Here is a 13,611-nt window from a genome sequence, read left to right on the forward strand (position 1 = left end):
CTGCATCTTGAATCCGGATTCACTAGCAATAATGTTTTCAGCATATAAATGTGTGAATATTGATATTCAATATTGTATATCGGCTAATTTTTCCGTTACTTTAGACCTAGTTCAATAAATTAGCACTGGGCTCTTATTAAGATTTTATAACGGCCCCTTCTATACATAAAAAACCGTCCTCTGTAAAACGAGAACGGTTTAATAAACACCTATTAGAGCTGTAACTTCTTCCAATTATCTATTTACTCTATTTCCGGTATTCTTTTAATCCTTGAATCTGTAAAAATATCATCTTCATCTGTGCTCTTAGTAGAGAACTCAGATACAACTGCTCCTTCACTGCTAGCCTTAAACCAGTGAAGGGTATTTGGAAGGATTGTATATTGCTCACCAGGTTTTAATATGATTTCATGAAAGGCAGTATAATATTTTTCATCATCTTTTGGAGGTTGTGTAGCCGGATTCACTACTGGTTCTCCTTCCACATAGAGATATACTATCCCATATCTACACCTGAAGGTTTCCTCTTTTCCATCATCAAAATCTCTTTTAGGATGTTTATGTTCGGGACAAGTTTGATTCGGAAGTAAAGCTAGTTCCTTTGCACAAACTAGATCTGTATTTACATATGTAACTAATTGCAAACCCGTATTTTCTATTTTACCTAATCCAAAATCAGCGACTTCTACATTTTCTTTTTCTGAATCTGTTAAAATAATATTCGCCTTTTCGAATAGATTTAGTGCTTTATTTCGAATTTTTTCGTATTGATCGTGTTTCACCCTCAATTCCTCCTTACACTATCCGATTTTTCACTTTTGTTTAAAAAAACTCTTTTTTAAATGTAGAGAAATATGATCCATATTGAATAGATGAACTGTATACTAAAGAACCTCCCCTGTGTGCGTGTACAGTGAGGTAAATTTTTTATGGAAGTATTTTTGAAAAGCAACATTCATAAATTATTATCAACGAAACTGAAAGACTGGCAAACCGTGTAAGTAATCGACTACAATTCGTGTTTTTGATAGATATGTTTCATTGTTGGTCCTTTTTTCTGCTCCATTCACAAAGTCACCCATTTTCCCATAGGCATAATCAAACATTGCTATAAAGTTTGCATCTAATCCATGTTTATTTGATCGGAATATGTGATTATCTATATCTTTTTCATCAATCAATATAAATTCAGCATTTTTAATATCCGAAACTATTTTCATTTTCAATTTATGGTCTATCAAATTATCATCTGTTCCTTGAAATATTATTATTTTTGACTGATTTTCAAATTTATTATAAAGGGTATATAAATTCAGCGCTTCTTTATCTAAAATTTTATACTTCGATAGATAATCAAATTCAATCTGTAATGTCATGGATCCGTACTGTTGAAATAGGTAACGATTAGTAGATAAATACACAGGCTCAATCCATGCAGAATTATCTATTATGTATGAAAATAGATGAGGAGCCATTCGATTAACCAAATGTAAAAGGTATGCTCCATGTGAATGACCATAACCAATTATTTTCTGTTCATTATAAGGTAGATTGTTCTCCTTCAAAATAATTTGGATTGCTTCTAGTGAGGTAATGATATCAATTGATTGCATATATCCCATATCATTAAAGTTATCTTCCGTCTCATTCAGTTTTGCTACAACAGGAATAGTTAGGGATTTATTGGATAACAAGTTTAATAAATCGGAAGGATTCCTTTTGAGACTCGTCATTTCTTCTGAATTAAGGTATTTTGAAATATCACTAATCCCATTTTTCAAGTTAAAATTTTCTACCCCTTGCATATATTCATCACCGAAATAAGCACATTGAAGAGTGACTAAATTATACTTATCCGCAAATCTCTCCCGCATTTTTTTATAAACGTTAGATTCAATATTTCCACCAAATCCAGGAACAAATATTAATATTCCAGTTTCTGCTGTAACTCCAGATTGTGGAATAGAAAAATCAATTCTAAGATCTCTACCTGATGATCCATTATATATATTATGATGTGCTGGAATTGATATACTTTGATTTTCTGCCATAATTTTCTCCTCATCAGGTGTATAAAAACCCAGTATTCAATTGTTACTTCTTTAAAGCATCATCTAACCTCTTAAGTTAAAAACACATGCTTGAATACCACAACAATTTAATTATAGTCTTAATCCTATCGAACCACTACTTTTAATGCCTCTACTACATCATTTACATCCCCATCCGACATGCTAGGATGAATAGGCAACGTCATTGTCTGTTTATACCAATTCTCTGCAATCGGACAAATACCCTTTTTATAACCTAATTTTTGATAGTATGGGTGCCAATATACCGGAATATAGTGAACATGTACTCCAATATTAAGTTCCCGCATTTTATTAAAAATCTCTCGGCGTGATTTTTTCAACCTAGAACTGTCTAGCTGAATCATATACAAATGCCATCCTGATTCAGTATCAGTCAGCTGTTCTGGTAAAATAATTCCCTGAATGTTTTTCAACGTTCTAGTATAAATTGAGGCTATTTCACGGCGCCGTTTTATAAATCCATCAATTTTTTGTAATTGTGACAATCCTAGAGCCGCTTGAATATCGTTCATTCGGTAATTGTACCCTAAATCAGTCATCTCATAATACCAATCACCTTGCTCTACTGAATAAGGTGTCTTGCTTATTCCATGGCTTCTAAACTGTCTTAGCTTTTCAGCAAAATGGATGGAATTTGTTGTAATAACTCCTCCCTCTCCCGTTGTAATAGGCTTTACTGGATGGAAACTAAACATTGTCATATGGGCCTGTGTACCAACTTTACGTCCTTTATAGGTAGCTCCAAGGGAATGAGCTCCATCTTGAATCACTACTATATTTTGCTTTTCAGCAATCTCCAAGAATGCATCTAAATCAACAGGTTGGCCAGTAAAATCAACAGGTATTATCGCTCTAGTTTTATTAGTTATTCTTTTTCTTACTTCTTTTGAATTTAGGTTATAAGTTTTTTTATCAATATCAGCAAAAACTGGAGTACCTCCGCAATATAAAACTGCATTGGATGTTGCAGCAAAAGTGATTGGCGAAGTTATAACTTCATCGCCTGCTGAAATACCAGCAGTATAGCAGGCACCATGTAATGCCGCTGTTCCATTTGAAAATGCTACAGCATATTTGGCTCCAACATAATTTGCAATGGCATTTTCAAATTCTGCTACTTTTGGTCCTTGTGTTAAAAATGGTGACCGCAATGTTTCCACAACGGTCGCTATATCATCTTCATCAATCCATTGACGACCATATGATAAAAATGAATCCCTCTTTATCACAATAATAACTCCCAACTAACTGGTGTCCCTTTTAATACATCTTTTTTAACATTTTTTCCAAGCACCAGTTCCAAATATTTCGGTGGGAGACCATGACCGGGACGAACGACACGTACATTTTCTCTCGTTAACACATCTCCACTCTTCAAATCTTTTCCAATATATAAGGAACGACGGTGATCAAGGGAAGATACTTCAGCTTCTGTTGGTCCATATATAATACTCCCAAGGCTTTTCCATGCTCGATTAGTTTCTTCTACTAGCATTTTCATTTCTTGTGGCTCTAATGAAAATGCTGCATCAACCCCACCTTCCGCTCTAGAAATAGTGAAATGTTTTTCTATGACTACTGCCCCTAGTGTTACTGCAGCAATAGATGTTCCTATACCCATAGTATGATCAGATAATCCAACTTCCGTTCTAAACAAATCTTTCATATGTGGAATAGTATAAATATTTGAGTTTTCAGGAGTTGCTGGATAGGTACTAGTACACTTTAACAAAATAATCTGGTTGTTTCCCTGTTCTCGAACCGCTTGTACAGCTTCATCTATCTCGGCGACAGTTGCCATTCCAGTTGAAATGATAATTGGCTTACCCGTTGCTGCAACCTTTTTTATTAATGGGATATCAACATTTTCAAATGAAGCAATTTTGTATGCTGGAACATCTAACGTTTCTAAAAAATCCACAGCTGTTTCATCAAACGGAGAGCTAAAGGCAATAATTCCTAGTTCCTTACATCGATTAAATATCTCTTCGTGCCATTCCCATGGGGTATACGCTTCCTTATATAAGTTGTATAGAGATTGACCTTTCCATAAACTCGTATCATTTTCTATAAAAAACTCACCAGTATGAATATCCAACGTCATCGTTTCAGGTGTATATGTTTGTAGTTTGATTGCATCCACGCCTGCTTCTGCGGCAAGATCCACTATTTTTAAAGCCCTCTCTAAAGATTGATTGTGATTACCAGACATTTCAGCGATAATAAAAGGTTTTTCATCTTTTCCAATAATTCGATTACCTATTTGTACTTTGCACATTCTATCACCACATTTCTAACATTCTTTCGACCCAACTACTAGGACCTTCTGGACTTTCAGTAAAACTTAAACCTAGCCTGCTCATTGATTGTAATTCTTGTTCCATGTGTTCAAGGTTCATAAGTAAAAATTTATACGTTTCAATAGTAACATTTTTATGATTTCCTAGGTTAAAAAGTAAGCCTAACCTTGATGCTTCTTCAGTAGCCTCTATTTGATTATTAGCTACAATTGTACTAGACGACGGCAATCCTAAATAGCATCGTTCCCACGATGTGCTTCCTCCTGCCCCTATAGAAAAATCCGCCTTTGACATTAATGTGGCTAAGTAATTAATTTGACAATGATAAGAAAGTTCAAGTTTCTTGCAAAATGTTCGGATGAATTCTTTATTAGGGTTCGCCGCTCCAACAACAACATCAATTTGGGGAAAGCTTGTATCAAATTCATCTATTGCTCTTAGGACCTTTTCTGTTTCACCAGTAGGGTCACTACCTCCCATAAAAACTAATAAACGGCTTATCTGACCGTTTTTAGGTTTTGCCATTTGACGAACTTTAATGAATTCTTCACGTAAAACTAAATATCGAGGTCCCAATAGCTTTTCACAATGTTTAGGTATAAGTTCGTCGTATCTCTTCAAATAATTCCTTACCATATTTTGATCCAGTAATAGATCACAATCATGGTGACGATTAGCTAGATCATCGATAGCAATTATTTTTTTCACATATGGACGAATTTCCTCTTCCCAATCAATATCAATGCTGTAATGATCCACCACACAAATATCGTACATTTTTTTCAATAAAAAACCCTTAGTTTCCCTTACATCTTCTTCCAGTTTAAAATCTCCTATATAATGAATCATTTTTACACTAAAACCATGTTGTTTAACCAGATTCGCTAGATGCCCATACAGATTTCTCATTACAAACGTAACTTGGTGTCCATATTTATGCATTTCTTGCGCAACAGTCAAACACCTCATAACATGACCAGTACCGATTTCTACAGATGCATCTGTTCGAATTAAAATGTTCATCTTATTCCTCATACTACTGGCTTTTGTTCGATATGTTGATTTATTTTTGCTATGTCGGGGTGATTATTTAGGAAGCTAACAACTTCATCACTTGGCACAATTGGATTATTAAAATTTGCTGCTATCATTCTACATAAATCGTAATCCTCTTGTGTATCTAGAGTAATTCTTAGCACTGGAAATTGGCGGTTTTCTGGAACCATATACTTTACACGACTAAATTCATTTCTATATTCATATGCATAGTAGGTTACATGTTCTCGATGACGTTGTTCTTGACCATGTTGATGAATATACAGTAATGCAGGATATGATATTAATTCAACAGCTAGCCCTCTTGGCAGTTCTCCATCTAAATCAACTATATCCACCTGCTTTTTTTCTATGAGAGAAACAATCTCATTAGCCATTCCAAAATCAACGAATGGACAATCTGATGTGACACGCATGACATAATCAGGATTATAAGGCTTCGCACATTGAACATATCGATCCAATACATCATCTTCTGACCCTCGAAAACAAGAAACACCACGTTGTGCACACCATTCTTCAATTTGATTATCTTGCTCCAGCACCGATGTAGCAACTATAACATCTGCTATTCCTTTTATTTTTCTGCATCTTTCAACAACATATGCAAGTACATCATTCTCACCTAATGGCTTCAATACTTTTCCCGGCAACCGCGTAGAACCCATTCTTGCTTGGATGATCACGATTATTCTCATACAATCACTTCCGTAAAAATTATTATACTTTGAGTAAAAGCTCCATACTTCGTTTACATATTTTCAATCATATTTTTCAATTGAGTTAACGACTCAATTCGTTCATCAGCTTCATATTCAATTGGCATTTCAATATCCTTATGTTGCCCAGTCATAATTCGGATTGTTTTAAATCCTAAAGGTTTAATGCCTACAAAATCTTTCAGAGGATTATCACCTATATAAATGACATCTTTAGACGCAATCTTTTCTTTTTTTACTATATTTAAAAAGCAATATGGGGAAGGTTTCGCATGATGCTTACCGTATCGATGGGTAACATAACAATGCTTTACCATAGTATACAATCCTAATGCCTGTAACTTATTATGTTGTACAATTTTATTTCCATCCGTCACTATATATAGTGGGGCTCCGGATAAACCGGTAAGGCATTCAACTGTAGATTGGGGCAAGGAGATATTTGGTAAGTGAGTTCTATATACAGCCACACAACGTTTAGCCATTGTTTTTGTATAGTGACCGTAATTTTGCAAAACATCATCAAAGATAGCTCCCCTTCCATGGGTTTGCAAACGTTCCCACATCCAAGTTATTAACTCTTTTGAAGAAATATTAAATTCGTAACCTAAAAAAGTGGCTACCTGCAGAAAGCCACTTTTTACATAGGTTAATTCGTCGTATAAAGTATCATCAAGATCAAAAACGATTACTTTCATACAATCATGTCCTTTGCATGTCTGATTAATGTTAATTCTTTTTCACTTCTATGAAATGGATAGTTGTGTAAATCCTCACCTGCAGCTTCTAATTGGAACCAATAAAAACTATCAAGTCCAGCTGCAATGCTTAATGTGGATGCTCCTCCAAATCGCGGATTACATTCAATAATATGAGGTTTCCCCTTTAAATCGACAATAACCTGAAACATGACATGTCCGTATAAGCAAAACATCTCAGCCATTTCTGCACCAAGTCTCTCTAACTCTTTATGTCTAATCGTTCTTGTAATTTGGGATTCTCCATCCTTTATTTGAATTCTCTTCCTTACAATAACGCCTTTACTTTTTCCAAGTTTATCTACGTATACATCAATACTAAACTCTTCCCCTTTAATATAAGGTTGGAACAGGGGACCTTTTAATTGTTTTGCATGAAGTATCGCTTGTTCCCTAGATACGTTTATTGCAATGTTCTTTGATCCCGACCCTTCACATTCTTTGACAACAAATGTATCAGCGTAAAGAGTATCGATTTCAAAGGAAGACATGGTCACCGGAAAACCTTTTTCAACACCTATTTTAAAAAAGTTCATTTTGTTCATGGTTATTTCAAGCGATTTTTTATTAGATACCATTATATAAAGTCCATTATTAGTAAAGTAAGATAGAAAAGATGAAAAATAAAGAAGATCCGCATCTCTAGTTGGAAATATGATTGTAATATTTTTAGAGGTGCAATAACTTACAAACGTCTCTTTAGTCATATCTTTTAGAGGTGGCATTAACCAAAAACGATCAACAAAATATTTCCCTATACATTGATCATCAACATCCCCACCATATAGTACAGAATTGGAGTTTATTTTTTTCATAGCTTTCTCTACAGTTTGTATTAAGGGTACTTTTCCTGAGATACTTGTAATTAGTACATTCACTAAAGTCCCTCACTTCATAAAATGATTTGAATTGGAAAAAATAAATTATTAGTGACTTACATACGAAATTAGTTTTGAACGTAGTCTTCTCCAAGTGAATTTAACATCCTTAATAGAATAAGGTGAATTCAATTTCAAGTTATGGTTAGCATCCATATAATTAGGATATAACGCTATACTTTTATCCAGGAACTTATGCCCTACGTCCTCATATCCCTGTAGCAACTTAATTACCCCTAAATTATTTAAGGACGCTCCATCGTTCGGATCTATATAAATTACATTCTTAAAAGATTTCTCTGCTTCATTCAATCTTTCTTTTTTCAAGAAGTATAACCCTTTTAAAAAAAGTAATTGAGCATCTGTTTCATTTTCCTCTAGACTTAGTAAATGGTGGAAACCCAAATCCCATTGATCTAGGCGATATAAAAGCGCTACGTAATCACATGTGTTACGTAACTTTGGAAGTGATCGTTTAAAAATGGCTGTTTTAATTTTGTCATATGAATAGTTTTCTAATATTTTCCGTTCGTAATCAAGCATATTTCTTATGTTTCTAGATAAATTTTTTGAATGTCGTCTTATATCTACTAACGTTTTTTTCACATGAGCTATACCACTATTTTCTGCTAGTCGGAGCCATAAATCCCAGTCCTCCGAATAAAGATACTGTTTTTGAAAGCCCCCATGTTTTTGAAATTCATCTCTATTTATTAATACTCCGGATGTTGTAATCGTATTTCTTAATAACAAATATCCAAATGCCTCTTTCGAGTTATATTCTTGCCCATAAAGTAATTCATCTATAAATATACCATCTTCATTTATATGTCGGGAGTTCGAATGGACGAGATTATATATTTCTTCTTCATTATTACTGTTCAAATATTCCAAATGTGAAGTAAGTTCTTCCAGCAGTGAAGGGTGAGCAATATCATCAGAATCCATAAATAATATCCATTCACATTCTGTATTTTCAACTCCAATGTTTCTTGCATTTGCAGCTCCAGAGTTGTTACTCATTTGAATAAGCTTGATAATAGGAAATTTTTCTTTCATTTCTTTCAAAATTTCCACTGTATCGTCCTTACTCCCGTCATCAACAATAATAATTTGATCAAATGACAATGTCTGATTACAAAGGCTTAAAATTGTTTGTTCAATATATAATTCCGAGTTATATGTTGGTACAACAGCTGCTATGGTCATAAATCTCCCTCTAATTACAATAACAATTTTATAAAATATAAAAATGACTGTCCTCTCTTAACCCATTATCTATAAGTATTTTTTCAAACTGATTTGCTCCACCTTTAGTAGCAATTAAATAAAAAAACTGTTCTTTTTTGGTAAAAGGCAAAGGAAGAAAATCATTGATATTTATTATGGGTACCTGTATTAAGGAGGATTCTTTCTTAAAATTATCAATAAAAAAGCCCACTTTTTTTCCATTCATTTCACAAAAAGATAAAACACCTAGACCATATTCCCCACATCCACATATTACAATGTCTTTATCACATGATTCTAATAACCGAAGAAGTATAGCCCTTTTATTACGCTCTATCTTCTTTTTTGAGGAATGATGTAAAGACACGAGTAATTGTTGAATTTGATTTAATATTTTTAGTGGAGAATCTAGATTAACATACAGCTCATTTTGAATGTTTCTAATCTTTATTTTATAGTCAAAATTATTGATAACATCATTAATATCATTTAATAAAAATGAAAAAGAATTAGTTTGTAAAACCTTTAAATATTTTCTCATTTCGCATTCAAGATGTGTCAGTTTTTCTTCTTGGTAGCGTGCCTTTCCATTGACTAACACAGTTGGAAGCCCACACAGTATCCCATCAAAAATTGCTCCACTATAATCACTAATCAATAAATCCGAGTTCGGGATAAGAGAGAATATATCAACACTCTCATTACAACAAAATATTGTATAATTGTCTATTAAGTAATGTAAATGACTCCACTCTTTTATTGATAAAAGATGGTGAGCTTTCAGTATAATATTGTAATGCTTACTAAGCTCTGTTAAATAAGGAACAATTTTTGAAAAACTACTAAATTCTCCCCAAGTAGGAGCATACAAAATTGTCTGCTTTTCAGAATTTATGAATTCTGAAAGTAATTGACCATTAATATCTTGTATCAAGCCAATCTCTGATTTACCTTCAATCTCTACTATTCTTGGATTTCCTACGGGGATACTATTATGAAATCTTTTTAATTTTTGCTGTGAATAGTTTCCGTAACTAAATATCAAATCATAATTCTCGTTCCACTCGGCATAATTCCAATCATCTTTTGCATATCCGTACATTAAACGGACCATTTTAATATTTGTTGGATAGATTTCGAATGTTGGTTTCCAATATGGACTGATTATGACATCAATTGAAACTTCTTCAATAAGTATTTTATCTTCTTCAATTAAGTCATAACCTTTTTTTTCTATAAAAGCTTTTAATTCTATAATATTATCTAACGTGTTGAACATAGGCGAAATGAATATATAATTATTGGGTAAATATTTTACAATGTTTTCGTATATAAAATAATGAAAAATAGTCGAGCAATACAACCCTATTTTTATCAAAAGTAACACACACCTAATGTCTCATTTTTTAGTACATCAAAGTCTACAATCATTCTAAGAAATAGGTTGTGCAATTGAACCTTACCTTTTAATGATTACGACCGCTTATTACGTTTATATCACTTTTAATTTTTGAAGTTGATATGTTTAGTGTTCTTGGCAAATAAATAACTTCGCAATATGGTTTTAAGAAGTCAAATTCTTCTGACCAGTCGTCTCCCATAACAAAAATGTCGATCTTTTCTTTTTTAATATCCGAAACTTTCTGTTCCCACGATAACTCTGGGATTACTTTATCCACATATCGGATTGACTCTAATATATATTTTCGGTGTTCATATGAATGATAAGCATGTTTATGTTTTAGTGCATTAAATTCATCAGTTGAAAGTGCAACAGTTAAATGGTCTCCCAATTGCCGAGCTCTTTCAAGTAAACGTATATGTCCCCAATGTAGTAAATCAAACGTTCCATAAGTTATTACTTTCTTCATTATTACATCACTTCCTAATGACATGATAGATCTATGTCAATATTCTAGGTTGTAATCCCTTTAAGAACAGCATCCATTCGTAAACCGTATTATATCAGCGAAACTAGCAAAATGAAGTATCTTACTTGTTGAGCTTTCGCTGGATGCAGGAAATACGAACTGTGGATGTTATTTTTTAAAAAATCTGTTCATTTTTTACATTCACAATGAAATTCTTATCTAATAACCATAAAATCTAACTCTGATTGATAATTATAACCTTTTAAAAAGTCTATTATTTCAAACATGCCTGGTTGTGAAGCAATGATAACTTTATTTTTCTTAGAATTATCAATTATAGCTGGAGAAAAAGTCATGTTCCCATCTATTAATGTACCTTCTTTTTTAACGTCTGAGTCAATAAAACCGCGAATTCTCCAACCTTTTTTCATTAGTGTATTTAAAACTGAACGACCAAATTCACCTGCTCCCCAAATGAAAATAAATTCATTCTTTTTAAAGCTGTTAAAACTCTTTTCCTTAATAAGATAAGCATACTCGTCAAATAAACTTTTTTCCTTTCTGGTTGTAGTTGAATAATTTGATAGTCTAACACGAACTAAGTTCTCTTCTAAATGGCCCATCTTTAATCCATCTTCATTCATTCTGTAAAAAAGATCATAATCTTCAAAAATAGGGAGGTTTCTATAACGGTAATTTTTTATAATTTCTTTTCTAATCATCATCGTAGAGTGAGATATACAACAATACCATTTTAATCTAGTAGCAATATCCTCCATAGTCTTTGAGGAATTTTTATAATTCTCAATATATTTCTTAAAAGTTAGATATCGGTGTGATTTTTCAACCTCTGAATCATCTGGAAAATAACTTAAAAGTGTTTTAGAAAGAACAATTTCTGGATTTTTCGTCATAAATAATAATTGTTTTTCAAATCGTTCATGATGTTGAATATCATCCCCATCGATTTTTACAATATACTTTCCACTCGAATTATTAATTCCATAATTCAAAGCTGTTGGAATTCCTTGATTTTCTTTGAAAGAATATATTTTCAATCTCGAATCAGTTTGCGTTTTTAAAATCTCAAGAGTATTGTCGGTTGATCCATCATTAACTATTACAAATTCAAAATCCTTAAATGATTGATCTAATACACTTTTTATAGTTTCCTCTATATGCTTTTCACCATTATACACAGACATTAAAGCTGTTAGTTGTAACAAAATAATAACTCCTTATTAAAAGTTTCTCTTATATCAACTTATTTTTTTCATTTTTACATGACTCAAGATAGTTATCTATTTCAGTCCATACCCTCAAGCTTGATTTATTATCAAAATATTTAAATATTAAACTCTTAATTTCTGCTCTTTTGTTCTTATATGCATCTTGACCTTTTATCAAGTAAATAATCTCTTTTTCTAATTCTTTAAGTGTATGTACTGTTGGTCCCGGTGTAAGATAATCATACGGTTCAATCAAAAATCCTCTACTTTCGCTATACTCTTTTAAATCAATAGGAGCAAATATAACTGGTAAATCAATCAAAAGCGAATCAAAAAATACTGATGAATAATCTGTTATTAATAACTTAGCCGCTCCTAAAATTTCATATAAGTGGATTTTCTTATTCACAAGGTGTGTATCGGAAAGTAGAAATATTCGTTCATGCTTGAAAATATTTAAATCTTTATATGTATTAAATTCAAATGGATGAAGTTTAACTACCACAAACAAATTGTTTTTTTCTACCATTTCTACAAAACTCTCTTCATTTTCATCACCAAAGCCAATTAATTGATTCCACTCTTTATTTGTTTCTTTTTTGTAATTCTTACCTTTCCTCCAAGTCGGAAGATAAAAAATTATATTGCTATTATTGAGTTTTTTATTTACTATTTTTTCAAGTTTATTCAAGCTTCCTTTCTCAAAAAGTAAATCATTACGAGGCATCCCTGTAATTTTATATTTTTTTGCATTACTTGGGAAACAACTGTTAAAAAATGTATTATATAGCTGTGAATAAGATAAGATTAAATGTGTGTTTTCTATTCTTTTTTGTTGATAATTTAAGAACTGATCGTTAACTGTACCTTCATTAATAACTCCCATTTGTTTCAATGGAAAGCCATGCCACATCTCAATATTAATCTGTTCACCTTCATAAATCCCATCGAAATGAGAAGAACAAATCACATCATATGTCTTTAATTCATCGATTTTTTTTTCTTCAATTAACTCCACTTTGTACTTTTCACTTATAAAATTCGGCATGTTTTTGAATAATGAGTATCCATTATAATTAGAATAATTATAATTAATTAACCCAATTTCTAATTTATACTTAGTTTGCTTTTCCTTAATACTAATATTTTTATAAATATCTTCATGCCTAGATTTAGTTAATGCATTGTGTAGAGTATAATCAGTTGGAATAATCTTTTGATAAAAAACCCCTAATTCTAGTAACTGTTGCATTATATCAATTGAATATTGGCTTGCAATAAAAATATAATCAAAGTTGAATTCAGGAATTCTATTTGGAGGAAAAACATCATAACCATGATATTTCTTAAAATGTTTCTTATAATCATTATCAGTAAAACAAATGACTTTAACTTTACTAGTATCTATTGTTGTAAGAAATTTTTCAGCACTACTTCCAGTCCCGAATATTATTATATTTAACATTATTAAAACACC

The 13,611-nt window shown here is 32.1% G+C and carries 13 protein-coding genes; all 13 read right to left on the reverse strand.

The window, feature by feature from the left end; genetic code table 11:
- Positions 1-242 precede the first annotated feature (242 nt).
- Complete coding sequence (locus tag KHA97_RS10485; protein WP_213124698.1) at positions 243-782, reverse strand: D-lyxose/D-mannose family sugar isomerase; 540 nt, start codon at positions 780-782, stop codon at positions 243-245.
- Between the two features lie 186 nt (positions 783-968).
- Positions 969-2,051 (reverse strand): DUF2920 family protein, encoded by a 1,083-nt coding sequence (locus tag KHA97_RS10490; protein ID WP_213124699.1) that lies wholly within the window; start codon positions 2,049-2,051, stop codon positions 969-971.
- Between the two features lie 125 nt (positions 2,052-2,176).
- Positions 2,177-3,322: a UDP-4-amino-4,6-dideoxy-N-acetyl-beta-L-altrosamine transaminase gene (gene pseC / locus KHA97_RS10495; RefSeq protein WP_213124700.1), complete on the reverse strand. Its 1,146-nt coding sequence runs from the start codon at positions 3,320-3,322 to the stop codon at positions 2,177-2,179.
- Positions 3,319-4,371, reverse strand: a complete 1,053-nt coding sequence (pseI, locus tag KHA97_RS10500; RefSeq protein ID WP_213124701.1) for a pseudaminic acid synthase — start codon at positions 4,369-4,371, stop codon at positions 3,319-3,321. Before pseI ends, pseC begins: the two co-directional genes overlap by 4 nt.
- 4 nt (positions 4,372-4,375) lie before the next feature.
- A complete protein-coding gene (pseG, locus tag KHA97_RS10505) occupies positions 4,376-5,416 on the reverse strand; it encodes a UDP-2,4-diacetamido-2,4,6-trideoxy-beta-L-altropyranose hydrolase (RefSeq protein ID WP_213124702.1) in 1,041 nt (346 codons plus the stop codon).
- A gap of 8 nt (positions 5,417-5,424) precedes the next feature.
- A complete protein-coding gene (locus KHA97_RS10510; protein WP_213124703.1) occupies positions 5,425-6,147 on the reverse strand; it encodes a cytidylyltransferase domain-containing protein in 723 nt (240 codons plus the stop codon).
- A 53-nt stretch (positions 6,148-6,200) separates the two neighbouring features.
- Positions 6,201-6,866: an HAD family hydrolase gene (locus KHA97_RS10515; RefSeq protein ID WP_213124704.1), complete on the reverse strand. Its 666-nt coding sequence runs from the start codon at positions 6,864-6,866 to the stop codon at positions 6,201-6,203.
- Positions 6,863-7,804, reverse strand: coding sequence for an ATP-grasp domain-containing protein (locus KHA97_RS24425; protein ID WP_213124705.1), 942 nt, complete (start codon positions 7,802-7,804; stop codon positions 6,863-6,865). Before KHA97_RS24425 ends, KHA97_RS10515 begins: the two co-directional genes overlap by 4 nt.
- A gap of 48 nt (positions 7,805-7,852) precedes the next feature.
- Complete coding sequence (locus KHA97_RS10525; protein WP_213124706.1) at positions 7,853-9,013, reverse strand: glycosyltransferase family 2 protein; 1,161 nt, start codon at positions 9,011-9,013, stop codon at positions 7,853-7,855.
- Positions 9,014-9,041: 28 nt separating this feature from the next.
- Positions 9,042-10,412, reverse strand: a complete 1,371-nt coding sequence (locus tag KHA97_RS10530; RefSeq protein WP_213124707.1) for a CDP-glycerol glycerophosphotransferase family protein — start codon at positions 10,410-10,412, stop codon at positions 9,042-9,044.
- Between the two features lie 88 nt (positions 10,413-10,500).
- Positions 10,501-10,905 (reverse strand): glycerol-3-phosphate cytidylyltransferase, encoded by a 405-nt coding sequence (tagD, locus tag KHA97_RS10535; RefSeq protein WP_213124708.1) that lies wholly within the window; start codon positions 10,903-10,905, stop codon positions 10,501-10,503.
- Between the two features lie 215 nt (positions 10,906-11,120).
- The gene (locus KHA97_RS10540) at positions 11,121-12,131 is read right to left on the reverse strand and encodes a glycosyltransferase (protein ID WP_213124709.1); all 1,011 of its coding nucleotides are present in this window, start codon (positions 12,129-12,131) and stop codon (positions 11,121-11,123) included.
- A gap of 28 nt (positions 12,132-12,159) precedes the next feature.
- Positions 12,160-13,599, reverse strand: coding sequence for a CDP-glycerol glycerophosphotransferase family protein (locus KHA97_RS10545; protein ID WP_213124710.1), 1,440 nt, complete (start codon positions 13,597-13,599; stop codon positions 12,160-12,162).
- Positions 13,600-13,611 lie beyond the last annotated feature (12 nt).

It is taken from the genome of Lederbergia citri (genome assembly GCF_018343625.1).
In the GTDB taxonomy this organism is placed as follows: Bacteria; Bacillota; Bacilli; order Bacillales; family Bacillaceae_C; genus Lederbergia; species Lederbergia citri.